Genomic DNA, 19,317 nt, shown 5'->3' with positions numbered 1-19,317 from the left:
TTAGAGCCTTTTATGATGGATAGATACGCGTCCCATGCACCTCAGTTGTGCCTGTCTTATCTACAATATCTTGAGCATTTTCCCAAGTAACGCCCCCACCAATTAATATCGTGAGTTTTCCAGACGCATACTGAACTAAATTCTGTAAGCAAGCGATATTGTCTTCAATACTTGTCCCTTCTACACCGCCATGAGTCAATATACGCCTTACACCTTGCTCACTCAGCCAATCGATAACCTCAAACTGTTCGGCAGGAGGAATTGTATCAAAAGCCATATGGAAGGTTACCTCTAATCCCTCACAGGCTTCAAGTAAGATTTCCATTGTCTGCTTATCCAAGTGATTTTCTGCCGTCAAGGCTCCAAATACCAAGCCAGTGGTTCCACATTCACGCGCCATGGCAATATCTTCTAACATCATCTGGATTTCATCAGCGGTGTAAACAAAATGGCCACCTCTTGGTCGAATCATCGTCATGACAGGCACCTGAGACTGCCCTGCTAACTGACAAATGTACCTTATCACACCTGGACTAGGGGTCGTCCCTCCAACAGCCAAATTATCGCACAGTTCAATCCGATTAACACCTGCTGAAATGGCTTCTGCTACGTGTGTATGATTTTCTGCACAAAATTCTCGAATCATCCTTTTTCACCCTTAGCCTGTTTCTTTTGTAACAGCAGATCTTTTGCTGAAATGCTCATGACCGCTAATAAAATCAACACCATCCCCAATAAGTCCATTGAGTAAAAAACTTCGTGAACTAACAAAACTGAGAAAAAAACGGAGGCCACTGGTTCAATAGAAGCCAGCAAACTTCCTTTTACCGAACCAACCTTACTGACACCTTCTAAGAAGAATGTATAGGCAAAGATGGTTCCAATACCAACAATGCCAAGCAACCCAAGTAGATTTGTAGTTGTCAAGGGCAGAGCGTAGCGCCAAGTCTGAAATCCAAGAGTGATCACCAGACCACCAGATAACATTCCGAGCCCCATAACAGTCAAGCTACCAAATTCACGAATGAGTCGAATCGGAAAAATAATGTAAATAGCATAGGTCACCGCTGAGAATAGACCCCAGAAGAGCCCAAGCGGAGTAACTGCTAGACTGGTTAACTGTCCATGAGTTGCAATGAAGACTGTACCACTGATAGCAAGGAGGATTGAGAACACTTCAACAAGTGTGGGAGCCTGTCGATTCCGCAAGCAAGCATAGCCCAAGACCAAGACTGGGCACAAATATTGCAAAACCGTTGCCGTTCCCGCATTCGTATGCTGGATTGCGACCAGATAGGCCACCTGATTGAGCGCAAGCCCTAGCATCCCAAATAGAAAAATCATCAAAAGAGACTTCTTCTCGTGCGCTACCTTAGCTAAGGTATCTGGTGTTCTCAACCGAGCCATCGCCAGCAAGAACACTCCTGAAATAAGAAGCCGAAGACTAGTGATTTGCATAACACTAATGCCATTGGCAATCAAAACCTGACCACTTACACCAGAAATTCCCCAGGCAGTTCCCGCAATCAGAGTATAAATCGTTCCCTTAGTCGTCTCCTTCATACGTTTCCCTCTTTAGTTTTTTCCGACGAGCATAGTCAATAAACTTGAACTTATCGAGTTTATGCCGACTTTCTGTATATTGAAATTGAGGACCATCTTCCAAGAAAACCTCGGATTTGATTAAGATCAAACTCTCATCTCTAGTCTCCAACCAAACCTTTTCTTGCAAACTTGTATGTTCTACCGTAATTTCTTTACGAGCATAAGAGATGGTCAGTCCTAGCTCATCCTCCACATAAGCATAGATAGAATCTTCTATGGCTTCCTGCTTAATATCCAGCACCAAGTCTGTCCGAAAATAATCCGTGTCCACAATGGCAGGTTTTCCTTCCAAATAACGCAGACGAATGATTTTCCAGACTTCCTGCCCCGTACGAAAACCTGATCGCTTCGCAAGAGACGGTGTAACCTTAATCCTCTCTAAAGACAACATTTTCGTATGCACATTGAGGTTCATACTGGTGCTGACCTCACGGTAGCTATTTAAGCCTGACAAAGGAAAGTTTAGTTGCTCACTCTGGATGACAATTGTCCCATGCCCTTGTTTACGGCGAATAAAGCCCTGCTCCGTCAACATCTGAAGCGATTTACGAACAGTTGCCCTACTAGCTTGATACTCTTCCTGCAAGCGTTCTTCCGTCGGCAAATGACTGTTGACTGGATAGACATGCTGGGTAATTTTTTCTTTCAAATCATTGAAAATTTCTTGATATTTTCTCATTTTTTCTTCTAACTATTCTTTATTTCCAAAGTCTATTATAACAAAATTTCAATCCTAGAAAGTAATTTCTCTTGACTTTCCGAACAATGACTTTCTTTTTGTATACTTTTTCTGCCACTTCCTATAATTAACATCTTAGTTTATAATAGGAAAGGACAAATGTCCTAATTTTTCTTATATGACACGTGATTAATTCATAATTTTTTATATTTTTACAGACCAATGTCCTAACACTTTTTTACAGACAAATCTTATAATGAAGGAGGTAGAAATGATGAATGACCTAAGAAAAATCATTCAAGATACACCAAATGTAGCAGCATTACTGGCCAGTTGCCCTTTGAAAATTCTCCAAGCAATGGACATCGTTCAGTATGAAAAGGCTGGAGATTTTCATCTCCCACGACAAGAATTTCACGATTCTGTCTATATTTTAGTAAGTGGAGAATGCGAAATTTCGATTCAGGAAAGTAATAATCGTACCATGATTTTGGTCTATTACGATCAAGCCGGGGCCTTGATTGGTGAACAAGAAGCCATTTTGCAGAAACCCTATTCTGCCTCAGTCATTAACAGAACCCCTTGTCAGCTTCTAAAAATGTCCAATCAAACCTTCTTAGAATGGATTCAAATGGACCATTCTTTTACTCACCACTTGCTAAAAGACCAGTGCCAACAAATTTACAATCTAGCCAACCAAGCTAGTTACCTGACTCTGCACAATGCCAAAGAGCAGATTGCTCGCTTCTTATTGGCCTGTTACAAAAGAGACATTATCGTCAATAAGCAGGATGTTCATCGCGCCGTTGCTATGTCCACCCGCCATGTTAATCGTATCCTATCCGACCTGGTCAACCAGCAAATCATAGACATTCATCATTCTACAGTTTTGATAAAGAATCCAAAATCCCTGCAATTCTACGGGGAGGAGTAAGGACTGGAAAATACTCTTCTAGTCTTTTTATTTTCACGAAAAAAGTCTTATAACTTTATGAAAATTTAGCTGACATTTGCAGTCTAATTCGGGTATAATAGAGGGAAAGGAACTTTATTTTGTAATGACTATGAACAATACTTCTAGCCCGTCTTGGATCCGTCGTGAATTATTTTCTGATTGGAAACAATTTGAAATCCTCTACGTTTCGATTTTGATTCTGTTACAAATCATTGCCTATTTGATTGCACCAGATAGCCTGATTGGGATGGTATCTGGGATTACAGGTGTACTTTGCTTGGTATACGGTATGAAGGGGCGCAAAATCACCTTCCTTTTCGGGATTATCCAATGCCTAGCTATGACCTACATCGCCTTTATTTCTAAGGCTTATGGCTCCTTTGCCATGGATATCATCTATGTGATTTCTCAACCCATCGGTTGGTTCATGTGGGGCAAGGATGAAGCCATTCGTTCCTTTACTTCCAAGCAGCGTAACCAAGTTTTCGCCGGTGCCTTTTTCGCTTGGTTAGTGGGCTGGCTGGTCCTTTCCATGCTCCATGGACAATTGCCTTACTTTGACTCCATCAATCTCGTCGTCAGCCTTATTGCCCAAACCCTTTATATCTTTAAGTTTAAGGAAAATTGGAGTCTCTGGATTATCGTCAATATCACCAATGTTCTTTACTGGGTAATCCTAACTGTCCAATTTATGACAGGGCAAACGGATATTGGTAACCTTGGTGCCAACCTATCTCAAGTTGCCTTGCAATTTGCCCTCCTCTTCAACTCTATCTATGCCAGCAAGGTCTGGTCCCAAGAAAATTAAGAAAGCGACGGAGTGTCGCTTTCTTTTTATCTATCTAGCCAAATCTATCTAGCCAAGCCAACACTTTCAACAAAGCGCATGAAGGCTGCTTGACCTTGCGGTGTCCGTTTGTAAACACCTGCATCCTCTAGCACACGACTGAAAACCTGGCCGATAGCTGTCTGGACAATGCTGGTCACATTTTCTGCAGTGACGTCTGGATGAGCCGTTTTCAATTGATCTGCCCATTCTTGATGGTAATCAGCGACAGCTTCAACCTTTCCCAGCAGGTAATCTTCTACCACAGCCAATTCATTCTTAAGACGAGGAGGTAAGATAGCCAGACCCATGACTTCAATCAAGCCGATATTTTCTTTCTTGATATGCTGAACATCTTGGTGAGGATGATAGATACCATCTGGAAATTCTTCCGAGGTCTGGTTATCACGTAACACCAAGTCCAGCTCAAACAAGTCTCCCTTGCGACGCGCGATTGGTGTAATGGTATGATGCGGTTGACCGTTAGACTCTGCCAAAACACAGACTTCTGGGTCTGAATAGCCACGCCAAGCTGCAAGAATTTTTTCTGATAAGGCTAGCAAATCTTCCTTACTCTGACTGATCAAGCGTAGCACGGACATCGGCCATTTGACAATCCCTGCCTGCACTTGTTCAAATCCATCAAAAGTAAACTGACAATCCAGCTCGGCTTTTTCCATAGCAAAGGTATGACGACCACCTTGATAATGCTCGTGGGTCAAAATAGAGCCACCGACAATCGGAAGGTCCGCATTGGAACCCGCAAAATAACCAGGGAATTGCTCAACGATATCCAAGAGACGTTGGAAAGTCAAAGGGCTTATCTGCATAGGCTCATGTTGACCGTAGAAAAAGATGCAGTGCTCATTGAAATAAGCATAGGGTGAATACTGGAAGCCCCAAGTCTGCCCTTCCATTTGGTAGCGAATGACACGGTGATTAGCACGCGCAGGGTGATTAATCCGACCTTGATAGCCTTCATTTTCCATGCAAAGCTGACAAGCAGGATAGCTAGATGACTTAGCTAGTTTGGCCGCTGCAATCACTTTGGGATCTTTTTCTGGCTTAGAAAGATTAATGGTAATCTCCAATTGACCATATTCCGTCTCCGCTGGGAAATAGATATTACGCTCAATAGCTTTGATCTTGACGTAGTCATTGCGCTTGCTGAGAGCATAAAAATCTGCAATCGCCTGCTCAGGATTTTCCTGATAGGTGGCCCAAAACTGATTGTTAACTGCGCTAGGTGCAGGCGTCACAAAGTCCATAAGCTGGGCACCCACTATATCCTGTTCTTCTAGTAAATCCCCAGAAAGACCATTCTTCACAGCCAACTCCACCAGTTGATCCTTGAGGTCAATGAGATTCTCTGCCTGAGTTTCGTCGTCCACCCCTTCTTCGCCAACTAAAGCCATGACACGATTTTTTAGATAAATCCTATCTAACTTTTCATAGCTACTACTGGCAATAACTTGGTCAATAAATTTCCCAATAAGTGTATTTGTCATCTGATTTCCTAACTAATTACGTGAAAGTACACGTGAGCCCGCTGCAATTTCAGCCATGTAGAAACTTGGTGCATAGCCCACAACTTGCTCATAAGTCGCTCCAACATTTTCAATGAAGTGCTCTACTTTATTCTTGGCAACAATGGCAATACCACAGCCGCCAAAACCAGCTCCTGTCATGCGAGCTCCCAGCACTCCTTCTTGTTCCCAAGCAGCGTGAGCTAGGGTATCCAATTCCAAGCCAGTCACTTCATAGTCATGTTCCAAGGAAACATGAGAAGCATTGACCAAACGACCAAATTTCTCCAATTCTCCTGCCACCAAGGCTGCCTTGGCTTGCAAGGTACGTTGATTTTCAAGAACAGCGTGACGAGCACGTTTGAGACGATTTTCATCCTTGATAAGGTAGCTGTATTCGTCAAAGACTTGCGCATCCAATTCACCCAAGGTCTGAATATCCAGAACCGCATTGAGTTCTGCAACTGCTGTTTCACATTCAGCACGGCGTTCATTATACTTGGAATCAGCCAATTCGCGGCGCTTGTTGGTATTCATGATGACAATGACATTGTCCCCTAAGTCCAGCGGTACCAATTCATATTCAAGACTATTGGTATCCAAATAAATAGCCTGTTTATCAGCTCCCATACCAATCGCAAACTGGTCCATAATACCTGAGTTAACACCAATAAACTGATTTTCTGTTTGTTTACCAATTTTAACCAAATCCAAACGAGCCAATTTCAAGTCAAACAACTCCTCAGCAATGATCCCAATCAAGAGTTCCAGAGAAGCTGATGACGACAAGCCAGAACCATTTGGAATATTCCCAAACACATAGACATCCATACCGCTATCGATGATATGACCTGCCTCTTGCAAGAATTTCAACACACCCTTTGCATAGTTGGTCCAATTATCCTCTTTTTTGTACACTAGGTTATCCAAGGAAACTTCTATTACACCAACCTCTTCAAAATTTCCAGAATAAAAGCGAAGAGTACGATCGTCACGCTTACGGGCCGCACCATAAGTCCCTAGCGTGATCGCAGCTGGAAAAACATGCCCGCCATTGTAGTCGGTATGCTCACCAATCAGATTAATACGACCTGGCGAGAAAAATGTTGCATCTGCTTGAGCACCAAAAATATCTTGAAAAGCTTGATTTAGTTCTGTTGTGTTCATGACCTTCTCCTTTTTGTAACCGTTTTTATTTTATTTTAATTTCTTTTACTATTCTTGTCAATGTTTTTACTAAAGTTTTACTAAATATGTTATACTAGTTTTATCAAAGCAAAAGGAACAATAAATGGCTACTATAAAAGAAATCGCTGCGCAAGCCGGTGTGTCAATTGCAACCGTTTCGCGCGTGCTCAATAAAGATGAAAATATGTCCGTCAGCGCCCAAACAAGAGAAAGAATTTTCCAGATTGCTGACCAACTAGGCTACACCAAACATAAGAAAAATCTTCTTGCCTACCCCAACCGCAAGAAGATTGCCATTATCCAATGGTACACCCAACACGAAGAACTGAACGATCTCTACTATTACTCCATCCGTTTGGGTATTGAACGACGAGCTTTGGAATTGGGATACGATTTGGTACGGATTTTCCATGACCATCCACTCAGTAATGCCCAAGGCGTAGATGGTATAATTCTTATTGGAAAATACAGCCCTAGTCAAATCACAACCTTTGAAAATATCACGCCAAATCTGGTCTTTGTGGATAGCGACAGCCTGCAATTTGGACATAGTTGTGTAACGACTGATTTCTACCACGCAACACGCTCCGTTTTGGACCATTTTATCCAAAAAAACTTGACTGAAATCGGCATGCTCGTCGGACAAGAATGGACAGAGGATAAATCCCAGGCACTGATTGACCCACGTTTTGAAACCTTTAAATCCTACCTGACAACTAAAAAACTTTATCAACCTCAGCATGTCTACGTCGGACAGTTTACGAGCGATAGTGGTTACCAACTCATGAAGTCAGCTATTGAAACCGGTCAACTCCCTCAAGCCTTCTTCATCGCCAGCGATGCCATGGCTATTGGCGCCCTTCGTGCCCTACAAGAAACTTCTATCCCCGTTCCTGAAAAAATGAGCCTCATCGCTTTTAATGACACAGCCGTCGCCAAGCAAGTCTATCCCGCCCTATCCTGCGTAACGGTCTTTACGGAAGAAATGGGAGCTACTGCTCTCACAACCCTTGACCAAATCCTATCCGCAGATACCCCACAAATTCCCCGCATGATTCAACTAGGCACCAAGCTCACTTTGCGTGGCTCGAGTATATAGAAATAACGATTTTGTCCCGCTCCTGCAAGGTTGATTAGGTACTGTTCTGAAAAGGCTTTGAACGACCAGTCAACTACTGCCTTAAACAGCTCTACTAATTTTTTGAGAGGTTGGAAACTTTTGTTCCAGCCTTTTTGTGTATGCTATCAATCCAACAATTTCGCCAATTCCTGTACTAACAATTGTTGAGCAACTTGTGGGTTGGCTTGACCTTTCGTAGCTTTCATCAAGAAACCAGTGAAGGCCTTGTCTGCATTACGTTTACCAGACTTGAAGTCAGCAACAGCAACTTCATTATCCGCAAAAACTTGATGAATAATTGGCACGAGGATAGCTGGATCGGAGATTTGTACCAAGCCTGCTTTTTCCACATACTCACGTGCAGAACCACCATTTTTCGCCAAATGAACAAAGACTTTCTTAGCAATTTTTGATGAAATCGTTCCGTCTGCAATGATAGCAATCATTTCCACCAAGTTTTCTGGTGTCAAAGCAATCTTGTCTAGGCTAGTCGCTTCCGCATTGAGGTACTGAGCTACTTCCCCCTGCAACCAGTTGGAAACTTGCTTAGCATCACCACCCAGAGCAACAGCTTGCTCGAAGAAGTCGGACTGAACCTTGGTTGCCGTCAACTGACCTGCATCATAGGCTGACAAGCCCAATTCTGACATATAGCGCGCACGACGAGCTTTCGGAAACTCTGGCAAATCTGCTCGCATTTCCTCAATCCAGCTATCTGAAATCTCAAACAATGGGAGGTCTGGTTCTGGGAAATAACGGTAATCCGCCGCACCCTCTTTAACACGCATAAGGATTGTACCCTTGTTGGCCTCATCGTAACGACGAGTTTCCTGACGAATTTGACCTCCAGAACGCAAGATTTTTGCCTGACGTTCCACTTCAAATTCTAAACCTTTGCGCACATTGCTGAAGGAATTCAAGTTTTTCAACTCAGTTTTGACACCAAATTTTTCCTGACCATAAGGACGAAGAGAAATATTGGCATCCACCCGCATGGAACCTTCTTCCATCTTCACATCAGAAATGCCGGTGTATTGGATGATTTCCTTGAGGGCAGTCAGATAGGCATAAGCTTCCTCTGGTGAGCGCATGTCCGCTTCAGATACAATTTCAATCAATGGCACACCTTGGCGGTTAAGGTCAACGTATGAATAACCGTCTGTACCGTGGGTATTTTTACCAGCATCTTCTTCCAAGTGGGCACGTTCGATACGAATTTTCTTAGTTGAACCGTCTTCCAATTCCACTTCAATCCAACCATTGTAACCAATCGGCTCATCAAATTGTGAAATTTGGTAGGCTTTTGGATTATCAGGGTAGAAATAGTTTTTACGGTCAAAGTGCAGGTGTTGGTGGATGTCCATGTTTAAAGCTAGCGCAGCCTTGATTCCCGCATCGATAACTCCCTTGTTCATAACTGGAAGAACACCTGGGAAAGACCAGTCAATCACGTTAGTATTGGCATTTGGATTGTCACTAAAGTGAGCTGGAGTCGGTGAAAAAATCTTAGAATTAGTGTTCAATTCAACGTGGACTTCAAGTCCAATAATGGTTTCAAAGTTCATTAGTTGGCACCTCCAAAGATAACAGGCTGTTGTTTATGATAGTCAGTCGTTGCTTCAAAAGCGCTAGCTACTTGGTAAATCGTCTCTTCTGAATATTTTGGACCAATCAACTGCAAGCCAACTGGTAAACCATCTACAAATCCAGAAGGGAGAGAAATACCAGGAAGTCCCGCCAAGTTAACTGGAATCGTCAACAAGTCTGCCAAGTACATAGCAACTGGATCATGGCTCATACCATCCAAATCAAAGGCAACCGTTGGAGCAGTTGGTCCCAAAATCAAGTCATAATCTGCAAAGACTTTTTCAAAATCTTGAATAATCAAGGTCCGCACCTGACCAGCCTTCTTGAAGTAAGCATCATAGTAACCAGATGACAAACTAAAGGTTCCTAACATGATACGGCGTTTCACTTCCTCACCAAAACCTTGGCTCCGTGTGTTGACGTAAATTTCCTCAAGACTCTTAGCATCCTCTGCACGGAAACCATAGCGAATGCCGTCAAAACGTTGCAAGTTTGAAGAAGCTTCAGATGAAGCGATGATATAGTAAACAGCTACCCCGTACTTGCTATGTGGTAGGCTAACTTCTTCCACAATGGCACCTAATTTTTCAAAGTGCTTAGCTGCTTCAAGAATGTTTTCCTTGATTTTTGGATCAATTCCCTCACCCAAATATTCTTTTGGCAAGGCAATTTTCATCCCTTTGATATCTTGACCAATTTTTGACGTATAATCAGCAATTTCAACTGGCGCAGATGTTGAATCTTTGACATCTTTGCTGGCAATGGCATTGAGCAAGAGGGCATTTTCTTTAACGGTTTGTGAGAATGGTCCAATTTGGTCTAAAGATGAACCAAAGGCAATCAAGCCAAAACGTGAAACCGCACCATATGTAGGTTTCAAGCCAACAATCCCGTTAAAGGCTGCTGGTTGACGAATCGAACCACCCGTATCAGAACCGAGTGATAAACGCACTTGACCAGAAGAAACGGCTGTTGCAGAACCACCTGATGAGCCACCAGGAACCTTGCTGTGGTCCCAAGCATTTTTAGTTTTCTTAAAGTAAGATGTTTCGGTTGAACCACCCATAGCAAATTCATCCATGTTGGTCTTCCCGATGACAATCATTCCCTTATCATAAGCATTAGCAACTGCAGTCGCGTCAAAAATCGGCTCATAATTGTAAAGCATTTTTGAAGCAGCTGTTGTCAAAATTCCCTTTGTCGAAATGTTATCCTTAACCGCCAAAGGAATACCTGATAAGACATTGTCCGCATCAATCCCTTTTTCATCGAGAGCACGCGCTTGAGCTAGCGCAGCTTCATCCGAAACAGTGATAAATGAACCCACTGCTTCTTCACGCGACTTGATATCCTCCAAAGTTGATTGAGTCAACTCCTCAGCAGAGATTTCCTTAGACACCAAAAGTTGGTGCAATTCTTCAATAGTTTTATGATTCAAAGACATTAGGCATCTCCTCCGTCATCCAAGATAGCTGGCACCTTGATAAAGTTATTTTCCTTCTCAGGAACATTTTTGAAAAGATCATCGCGGTCAGTTCCCGCTTCTGACACATCTTCACGCATGACCGTTTTGCGATCTGCCATGGTTGAAGTGACCGGCACACCAGTCGTATCTACTTCATTGAGCAATTCCACCATATCAACAATTTTTGACAAGGTCGTTGCAAATTCAGTCGTTTCCTGATCTGAAAATGCTAATTTTGATAAATTCGCCACATGGCGAACTTCTTCTTCAGAAATTTTCATTGATTTCTCCTTGATTTTTCATTCAAAGACTTACATATACAGTCTTAGCTATTATACCACAAAAGTCCTTAAAATTGACCTTCTGCATGCTAGGAGGATAAGAAAAATGACTTGTCACCAAGCCATTCTAATCTATTATTTTTGCTCCCAAAACATGTTGGAAATGCCCAAGAGCCCACTGATGATTTTCGTCTGTCAAACTAGCTGTTGCAGATGCAATAACCTCAATTTGGTAGCCCAAATTATAGGCATCAATAGCTGTATGAAGAACACAGATATCCGTTAAAACACCTGTCAAAATAAGTGTATCTACCCGTCTCTCACGCAATCGAATATCCAAGTCTGTCCCTGAAAATGCTGAATAATGACGCTTGTCCAACCAGAAAACTTTTTCATTGTCCTTATTTTCTGAGTAAAATTCAGCCAAATTTCCATACAAATCACGTCCACTAGTTCCCATAAGATTATGGGGCGGAAAGAGATCAGTCTCTGGATGAAATCGATCTCCCTCATCATGGCCATCAATAGCAAAGAAAACATAGTCTCCTCGCTCAAATGCCTCTCTTGTTACCTGAGCAATCCTTTGAGAAATTGCTTGAGCAGGCGCTCCTGCCGTCAATTTCCCATCATCTGCCACAAAGTCATAGGTATAGTCAATTGAAATCAGTGCTTTTGTCATGATTTTTTAATAATCTCGCTTCTTAATCTCATCAAAAATAGCTGGAATCAAGACTTTCAAGTAAGTCCCTTTCATCCCCAACGAACGACTTTCAATAATACCCGCACTCTCAAGTTTGCGAAGTGCATTCACAATAACGGAACGTGTAATCCCGATACGGTCTGCAATAACAGAGGCTGTCAACTGACCTTCGTTGCCATTCAACTCACCCAAAATCGCTGATACAGCCTTCATTTCAGAGTAAGAAAGTGTGTTAACTGCCATATTTACAGCTGCACGACGACGGATATTTTTTTCATCCTCTTCCCGTTGGAAGTTCAAAAGCTGAATCCCCACCACGGTAGCCGCAATCTCCACCAAAATCAAGTCATCATCGCTGAATTTACCATCATTGCGCCAAATCAAAAGTGAACCAAAACGAATCCCCGTCACATGAATAGGCGCCAAGGTCGTCACACTATTTGGATAAATTTCACGCGCCTCAATCGGAAAGGCTGTCAAATCACTTTCAATAGGCAGGTTAGCCTCTGTATCATAAACCGCTGCTGCTGCATTTACAAATTCCTCTGGAAAATGCTTGTTTTGGAAATAAGACTCCGTTCGATCATTGTTAAATTCGTACTTCAGACTGTAGCCCAAAATCAAACCAGCCGAATTCACAATGCAAGAATTACAGTCAATGATCTCAGCCAACTGGCTCGCAATAGCATTGTATGGCAATTCCTCTGCTAATTTTTCCTCTGAACGCTTCAAAATAGAGGTAATGTTGCGTGTTTTTTCAAGTAATGTAACCATAATTTCCTCGTTATACTATAATTGATTCCAGTATAACAGAAAAAAAGCTGAATTTCAACAATTATCAGAAAATTAAGTATTGTTTTATTTATACGGACAATTCAAAAAAACCTCCTAAAGGAGAGTGGTTTTTAACGACGATATTGCTTCAAGAAACGGGTCATTTTTTCTTGAACTTCTGATAATTCTTCGACTCGTGGAAGATAGACAATACGGAAGTGATCTGGGTCCTTCCAGTTAAATCCACGACCATGGACCAACATAATTTTCTCTTGTTTGAGGAAATTCAATACAAACTGCTCATCATCATCAATTGCATACATATTTCGATCAATTTTTGGGAAAATATACAAACCAGCTTGGGGTTTCACTGCTGACAAACCTGGAATATTATTAATAGCCTCATAGATAAAATTACGTTGCTCATAAATCCGACCACCTGGTAGAAGTAACTTATCAATTGACTGGACTCCGCCTAGAGAAGTTTGAACAATATGCTGAGATAAAACATTCGAACACAAGCGCATATTAGAAAGCATGTTAAGTCCTTCAATATAGCCTTGAACATGTTTTTTAGGACCTGATAGGACCATCCAGCCTACGCGGAAACCAGCAACACGATGAGATTTTGACAAGCCATTCATAGATACACAGAAAACATCTGGTGCCAAGCTAGCGATGGCGATGTGCTCACCACCATCCATGACCAAACGGTCATAAATTTCATCGGCAAAGATAATCAAATCATGCTGGCGAGCAATCTCCACGATTTCTTCCAAGATTTCTTTTGGATACAAAGCTCCTGTCGGATTGTTTGGATTGATAATGACAATGGCCTTGGTATTTGAAGTAATTTTTGACTTAATATCCTCAATATCTGGATACCAGTTTGCGCCTTCGTCACAGAGATAATGCACAGCATGCCCACCACCAAGGCTGATACAAGCTGTCCAAAGTGGGTAGTCTGGCATTGGCACCAAAACCTCATCTCCATTATCCAACAGAGCCTGCATGGACATGGAAATTAATTCCGACACTCCATTTCCAATGTAGATATCTTCTACATCTACATTTGGAAAACCTTTTAGTTGGCAATACTGCATAATCGCCTTACGAGCTGAAAAAATACCTTTAGAATCTGAATATCCCTCACTATTACGTGCGTTGGTAATCAAATCACGAATCACCTCATCTGGTGCTGTGAAACCAAATTCCGCAGGATTGCCTGTATTCAAGCGTAGAATTTTTTCACCATTAGCACGCATACGATTAGCTTCATCCAATACTGGACCACGAATATCGTAGGCCACATCTTCCAATTTCATTGATTTATTGATTTCTCTCATGGAGAATTACCTCGACTTTCTATTGCTATTATTTTAGCCTAATTATCAGAAAATAACAAGAAAGAGTTTACTTTTTCATTGAAAAGGCATACAATATAAGTATCGAGAAAGGAGTGAAGACTTATGACCCAATCTTATCACACTATTTTAGTAGCCGTTGATGGATCTGTGGGCGCAGAACTTGCCCTTCATAAAGCCATTCATGTCGCCAAACGTAACCAAGCTCGCCTTGTCATTGCTCATGTCATTGACACACGAGCCCTTCACAATGTCGCAGCCTTTGACGCTTCTGTTTATGAAACGCTGGAAGCTGAAGCAAAAGAGCTCTTGGCTGAATACCAGACAACTGCTAAAGAAGCTGGTGTTGAAGACGTTACAATCGTCATTGAATTTGGTAACCCAAAAGTTTTGTTAGCGGAAGACATTCCTCAACAAACCGGTGCAGATTTAATGTTGCTTGGAGCAACTGGGCTCAATGCCTTCGAACGCATTCTCATAGGATCTTCATCCGAGTACATTATGCGCCATGCTAACATCGATATTCTCATTGTCCGTGACGGTGACAAAAGTCTATAAATAAAAGCCTGAAATTCAGGCTTTTTCTTATCTCTGACGTTGATTTTCTAACTCAGCTTGAATAGCAGGTTCGGGAGCGAATTTTTCTTCCCAATCAGCAGGTTTCAATATTTTATGAGTGATTGGATCAAAATGCGCTCGTCCATCTGGAAATATTTTTCCCATATTTGCTGCATGGACAATCTCAAAAATAGGCTGTGGATCTACGCCCATTAAAGCAAAAGATCCATAAGTAAAGTAAAGAATATCAATCAAGGCATCCACCTGTCCTACCAAGGAATTGCTGGCTTCCGTTTTAGAACGAACCTTGTCTGCCGCCTTGTCCAAAGCCTCATGCAAATTAACAACAGCTTCATCGAAAGCATCCTCACTAGCTACACTAGATCGTAAAAATTCAACAATTTCTTCTACTTTAAAATCAGCCCGATGAGCCGCGGTCTGACTCTCAAAAGCTTGCGCTACTTCTTGTGTTTGCCCATCCATAACTGCATGGAAAGCCTTGACCTTATTAAAATTTTCGTCCTTACTCTGAAACATATCCATCCTCACTGACCAAACCTGCCGCCTCTAAAGCCTGAAAAATCCCATTACGGTTATTGCTATCTGTCACATAGGTAGCAGCCAATTTGACCTTGCGCGATGCATTTCCCATAGCCACCGAAAAACCAACTCCTTGTAACATTTCAATATCATTGTTGGCATCCCCAAAGGCCATTACTTCTGATAAGTGAAAGCCATACAAGTCGCCAACTCGGGCAATTCCAGCTAATTTAGACGAATACTTACTAATCACATCTGCAGCATACTTACTAGACCTAGTAAATTCCAACTGTGGAAATTGTTGCTGCATTTTCTTAGTTTCAAATTCTGTTGCCAAAACCACCATCTGATAGATTGGTTGTTGCAACAGAGCCCGTAAATCTGCCGACTTTTGTGGTGATAATTTTCGTACCCAACGGTTCAAAATCAGATTAATCGTACTCGTCAACCAGGAGGGAACAAAGCGCGTAATCCGATAAGACAAGTCGCCCATCCCCATATTCATGATACTGCTTCCAACAAAGCCAGTCGCCGTACCAAATGCAATATCCTGTTTATGACGTTGAGCATAGTCGATAACAGCTTCCATATCCGAAACCTGTAGTTCCTTCGTAAAAATAATGCCGTCACGAGAAAAAATATACTGACCATTATAGGCTACCACAAAATCCAATCCTAAAGAAGCCATATATTTCAAGACAAAACGAGGATCACGTCCAGTTGCCAAACCTACCAAAATCCCCTGTTTTTTCAACTGATTAATAGCTTCAATTGTCGTCTGATGAACAACCCGGTGATCTGTCAGCAAGGTTCCATCAATATCAAAAAATACTGCTTTTATTGCCAATCAAATCACCTTCTTCCTTCATGTATGATACAATTAGTATAGCATATTTTGAAAGAAACTGAAAAAATTATGAAAAAAATCCTTGTTCTTCACACTGGTGGTACAATTTCTATGCAGGCTGATGAGTCAGGAGCAGTCACCTCCAGTCAAATCAATCCCATGACCCAAGTGGATAGTCCCTTATCTCATTTAGAAGTAACCTCTCTTGACTTTTTCAATCTACCAAGTCCTCATATGACTCTCCAGCATATGTTGAAACTCTATCAAAAAATCAAGACTGAACAAGACAACTTTGATGGTTTTGTTATTACTCATGGTACCGATACCTTAGAAGAAACAGCCTACTTTCTAGACACCATGGCCATTCCTCAAAAACCCATCGTCCTAACAGGTGCCATGCGTTCCTCTAATGAACTTGGCAGTGACGGTGTTTATAATTACCTCAACGCCCTCCGTGTAGCTAGCGATTCTCAATCCGCTGATAAGGGCGTTCTCGTCGTCATGAATGATGAGATACACGCTGCGAAATACGTGACTAAAACTCATACTACTAATGTCTCTACCTTCCAAACCCCCACCCACGGTCCATTAGGACTCGTCACAAAGCGGGAAATTCTCTACTTCAAAACAGCTGACCCACGTGTTCGCTTTGATTTGCAGAAAATTGAAGGAAATGTTCCTATTATCAAGGCTTACACAGACATGGAAAGCCTTCTACTAGATAATCTAGACCTACATACTATCTCTGGTCTGGTTTTCGAAGCACTTGGCGCTGGAAATCTCCCACCTAGCATCCTCCCTTCTCTAGACCGCTTTTTAGAAGCAAATATTCCTCTCGTGCTCGTTTCTCGCTGTTTCAATGGAATCGCTGAACCAGTCTACGCCTATCAAGGTGGGGGCGTTCAATTACAAGAAAAAGGCGTCCTCTTCGTCAAAGAATTGAATGCGGCCAAAGCACGCATCAAGCTCCTAATCGCACTAAACGAAGGCCTCAAAGGAGACCAACTCGCCGATTACATCCAAGGATAAAAAAGAACCAGCCACAATTACAGGCTGGTTTTCTGCTACCTTTGTAGGAAAAGGATTCTCTTCTTTAAGAACTAACCGACAAAACTTGAACGATATTGAATTGTACTTTCATAAAATAGCCCTCTCTCTTATTAACTCCAATGTATGAACTAAGATTTAAAGGAGAAATGAAATTTTTCTTGAAAGAAATCTTAATCTAATTCTCCCTTCTCACGAAGATTTTCCACCAAAACAGACCATTCGGGCTGTTCACGCCAGTTTTTATCAGAAGTGACTACAGCTGCCATTTTTCTTGCTTCTTCTAAAATTGCATAGTCTTCCACTAAATTTGCCACTTTAAATTCTGGAATACCTGATTGCTTGGTTCCAAAAATCTCTCCAGAACCGCGCATTTTCAAATCCTCCTCAGCAAGAACAAAGCCATCCGTCGTCTCCGTCATAATTTTCATTCGTTGCTTGCCAGACTCTGTCTTAGGATTTGCCACCAAAATTGCATAAGATTGCTTATGTCCACGACCAACACGACCACGCAATTGGTGCAGCTGACTCAAACCAAAACGATCTGCATCCATAATCATCATAACAGTCGCATTGGGAACATTCACCCCAACTTCAATAACTGTAGTCGATACCAAAATATCTGTTTTCTGCTCCTTAAACTCTTGAATGATAGAGTCCTTCTCATCAATCCTCATTTTTCCATGCAAGAGAGCTACTTGGGCCCGACCAGCAAAATAAGCCGCCAATTCTTCTTCCAAAGCAATGGCATTTTTCAAATCCAAACTTTCGGATTCCTCAATAAGAGGGGATATTACGTAGACTTGAGCGCCACGTCCCACTTCCTTATCTAGCCATTCTAAAACAGTTGGTAATTGCTCATGTTTCACCCAACGGGTGACAATGGGCTTGCGCCCCGCAGGAAGTTGATTGATGATAGAGACATCCATTTCCCCGAAAGCCGTAATGGCTAGCGTACGAGGAATAGGAGTCGCAGTCATCATCAGCACATCTGGATTCTCACCTTTCTCCCGCAAACCTCTCCGCTGATTTACACCAAAGCGATGCTGCTCATCAGTGATAACCAGACCAAGATTGTGATAATTTACTCCTTCTTGAATCAAGGCATGTGTCCCAATAATCAGATCCACCTGACCAGATTCAATCGCAGCAAGAGCGGACCGACGAACTGCTGCCTTCATCCCTCCTGTCAACAGAGCAATGGATAAATCTGGAAACAGAGATTGCAATGACTCATAATGTTGTTCCGCTAAAATTTCAGTAGGAACCATTAAAGCAGACTGAAAACCTGCTGTATAAGCAGCATACATGGCTAAGCCAGCAACAACTGTCTTCCCTGAGCCAACATCTCCTTGCAACAGACGATTCATATGTGCAGTTGACTTCATATCTGCCAAGATTTCATCCAGAGCAGACTCTTGTGCAGCCGTCAAAGTAAAAGGAAGGTTATGAATTTCATTCTCTAACAAGTCACTTCTATACTCAATAAAAACACCATCTGTTGCTTGACGATTAGTAGACTTTACATCCTGTAAATTTAACTGAAAATAAAAAAGTTCTTCAAATTTAATACGGCGCAAAGCCTGCTTATATTCAGCTAAATCCTTAGGAAAATGCATAGCATAAACCGCCTCACGCCTATTCAGTAAGCCATATTTATCCAATAAACTTTGCGAAAGATTCTCGACCAATAACTCTAGGTAGCCCAAGTCAAAAGCAGACTTCAGAAGTTTTTCAATATTTTTTTGACTAATCCCTTGCGAAACATGATAAACAGGTTGCAAATCATCCGTGGTTTGAGATAAAATTTTCATTCCTGTCAAACTCGCCTTAGCTTTATCCCATTTACCCCAAACGGCAATCGTTGAACCAACTTCAACTTTCTCTGCCAAATAAGGTTGATTAAAAAAAGAAACAGCCAGCACAGCTTCTTCTTTTTTCATCGAAAACCGTAGACGATTGCGTTTATAACCATAATATTGGACATTTGCAGGTGTCACCACTTCACCTGTTAGCAATACTTTTTCACCATCAGCTAAGTCAAAAATAGATTTCTCTTGAAAATCCTCGTATCGGAAAGGATAATATACCAATACATCTTCAATTGTTTCAAGACCGATTTTCTTAAATTTTTCAACTGATTTTGGTCCTACCCCAGGTAACACCCCCAGCGAATCATGTAAATTTTTCATAAATGTATTATATCAAATTCTTAATTTTTACAAAACAAAAAACAGCCCTAAGGCTGTCGTATT

General features: G+C 41.8%; 17 protein-coding genes and 1 pseudogene. 5 read left to right on the top strand and 13 right to left on the bottom strand.

The annotated features are described in order from the left end of the window. Positions 1-10: 10 nt before the first annotated feature. The 3 genes from ACHUFA_RS08205 to treR are packed head-to-tail and all read right to left on the bottom strand — an operon-like array spanning position 11 to position 2,284. The gene (locus ACHUFA_RS08205; RefSeq protein ID WP_394405484.1) at positions 11-646 is read right to left on the bottom strand and encodes a copper homeostasis protein CutC; all 636 of its coding nucleotides are present in this window, start codon (positions 644-646) and stop codon (positions 11-13) included. Next, positions 643-1,563: a DMT family transporter gene (locus ACHUFA_RS08200; RefSeq protein WP_394405482.1), complete on the bottom strand. Its 921-nt coding sequence runs from the start codon at positions 1,561-1,563 to the stop codon at positions 643-645. Before ACHUFA_RS08200 ends, ACHUFA_RS08205 begins: the two co-directional genes overlap by 4 nt. Then, positions 1,547-2,284 (bottom strand): trehalose operon repressor, encoded by a 738-nt coding sequence (gene treR / locus ACHUFA_RS08195; protein ID WP_394405480.1) that lies wholly within the window; start codon positions 2,282-2,284, stop codon positions 1,547-1,549. The genes ACHUFA_RS08200 and treR overlap by 17 nt, the downstream gene beginning before the upstream one ends. A gap of 271 nt (positions 2,285-2,555) precedes the next feature. Here treR and ACHUFA_RS08190 point away from each other — a divergent pair, with 271 nt between their 5' ends. Together ACHUFA_RS08190 and pnuC are read left to right on the top strand one after the other, a co-directional pair. Continuing rightward, a complete protein-coding gene (locus tag ACHUFA_RS08190) occupies positions 2,556-3,218 on the top strand; it encodes a Crp/Fnr family transcriptional regulator (RefSeq protein WP_394405478.1) in 663 nt (220 codons plus the stop codon). Positions 3,219-3,342: 124 nt separating this feature from the next. Continuing rightward, on the top strand, positions 3,343-4,047 hold the full coding sequence (gene pnuC / locus ACHUFA_RS08185; protein ID WP_394405476.1) for a nicotinamide riboside transporter PnuC: 705 nt from the start codon (positions 3,343-3,345) through the stop codon (positions 4,045-4,047). 44 nt (positions 4,048-4,091) lie between these two features. On the opposite strand, the gene galT is transcribed toward pnuC, so the two are convergent. Then, the gene (galT, locus tag ACHUFA_RS08180) at positions 4,092-5,573 is read right to left on the bottom strand and encodes a UDP-glucose--hexose-1-phosphate uridylyltransferase (protein ID WP_222349434.1); all 1,482 of its coding nucleotides are present in this window, start codon (positions 5,571-5,573) and stop codon (positions 4,092-4,094) included. 12 nt (positions 5,574-5,585) lie between these two features. Continuing rightward, entirely contained in the window at positions 5,586-6,758 is a 1,173-nt protein-coding gene (locus ACHUFA_RS08175) for a galactokinase (RefSeq protein WP_222349431.1), read from the bottom strand. Between the two features lie 124 nt (positions 6,759-6,882). Between ACHUFA_RS08175 and ACHUFA_RS08170 the strand changes: the two genes are divergently transcribed. Beyond that, a complete protein-coding gene (locus ACHUFA_RS08170) occupies positions 6,883-7,878 on the top strand; it encodes a LacI family DNA-binding transcriptional regulator (protein WP_222349429.1) in 996 nt (331 codons plus the stop codon). Between the two features lie 146 nt (positions 7,879-8,024). Here ACHUFA_RS08170 and gatB read toward each other — a convergent pair whose 3' ends face one another. From gatB to ACHUFA_RS08140, 6 genes are all read right to left on the bottom strand, one after another. Continuing rightward, a complete protein-coding gene (gene gatB / locus ACHUFA_RS08165) occupies positions 8,025-9,464 on the bottom strand; it encodes an Asp-tRNA(Asn)/Glu-tRNA(Gln) amidotransferase subunit GatB (protein WP_222349427.1) in 1,440 nt (479 codons plus the stop codon). After that, positions 9,464-10,930: an Asp-tRNA(Asn)/Glu-tRNA(Gln) amidotransferase subunit GatA gene (gene gatA / locus ACHUFA_RS08160; protein ID WP_394405473.1), complete on the bottom strand. Its 1,467-nt coding sequence runs from the start codon at positions 10,928-10,930 to the stop codon at positions 9,464-9,466. Before gatA ends, gatB begins: the two co-directional genes overlap by 1 nt. After that, positions 10,930-11,232, bottom strand: a complete 303-nt coding sequence (gene gatC / locus ACHUFA_RS08155) for an Asp-tRNA(Asn)/Glu-tRNA(Gln) amidotransferase subunit GatC (protein WP_222349422.1) — start codon at positions 11,230-11,232, stop codon at positions 10,930-10,932. Before gatC ends, gatA begins: the two co-directional genes overlap by 1 nt. A 127-nt stretch (positions 11,233-11,359) precedes the next feature. Next, positions 11,360-11,911, bottom strand: a complete 552-nt coding sequence (locus ACHUFA_RS08150) for a cysteine hydrolase family protein (protein WP_394405471.1) — start codon at positions 11,909-11,911, stop codon at positions 11,360-11,362. 6 nt (positions 11,912-11,917) lie between these two features. Continuing rightward, complete coding sequence (gene codY / locus ACHUFA_RS08145; RefSeq protein ID WP_222349417.1) at positions 11,918-12,706, bottom strand: GTP-sensing pleiotropic transcriptional regulator CodY; 789 nt, start codon at positions 12,704-12,706, stop codon at positions 11,918-11,920. A gap of 131 nt (positions 12,707-12,837) precedes the next feature. Then, entirely contained in the window at positions 12,838-14,052 is a 1,215-nt protein-coding gene (locus ACHUFA_RS08140; protein ID WP_222349414.1) for a pyridoxal phosphate-dependent aminotransferase, read from the bottom strand. 123 nt (positions 14,053-14,175) lie between these two features. Here ACHUFA_RS08140 and ACHUFA_RS08135 point away from each other — a divergent pair, with 123 nt between their 5' ends. Then, a complete protein-coding gene (locus tag ACHUFA_RS08135) occupies positions 14,176-14,628 on the top strand; it encodes a universal stress protein (protein ID WP_222349413.1) in 453 nt (150 codons plus the stop codon). 27 nt (positions 14,629-14,655) lie between these two features. Here ACHUFA_RS08135 and ACHUFA_RS08130 read toward each other — a convergent pair. Further along, positions 14,656-16,015 (bottom strand): annotated as a pseudogene (locus tag ACHUFA_RS08130) (Cof-type HAD-IIB family hydrolase). 66 nt (positions 16,016-16,081) lie between these two features. Here ACHUFA_RS08130 and ACHUFA_RS08125 point away from each other — a divergent pair. Then, positions 16,082-17,044: an asparaginase gene (locus tag ACHUFA_RS08125; protein ID WP_394405535.1), complete on the top strand. Its 963-nt coding sequence runs from the start codon at positions 16,082-16,084 to the stop codon at positions 17,042-17,044. A 191-nt stretch (positions 17,045-17,235) separates the two neighbouring features. On the opposite strand, the gene recG is transcribed toward ACHUFA_RS08125, so the two are convergent. Next, entirely contained in the window at positions 17,236-19,254 is a 2,019-nt protein-coding gene (gene recG / locus ACHUFA_RS08120) for an ATP-dependent DNA helicase RecG (RefSeq protein ID WP_394405468.1), read from the bottom strand. Positions 19,255-19,317 lie beyond the last annotated feature (63 nt).

It is taken from the genome of Streptococcus hepaticus, assembly GCF_043656315.1.
GTDB lineage: Bacteria > Bacillota > Bacilli > Lactobacillales > Streptococcaceae > Streptococcus > Streptococcus hepaticus.
The sequence above is the reverse complement of the archived record's forward strand: the minus strand, read 5'-3'. Positions and strand labels throughout refer to the sequence as shown.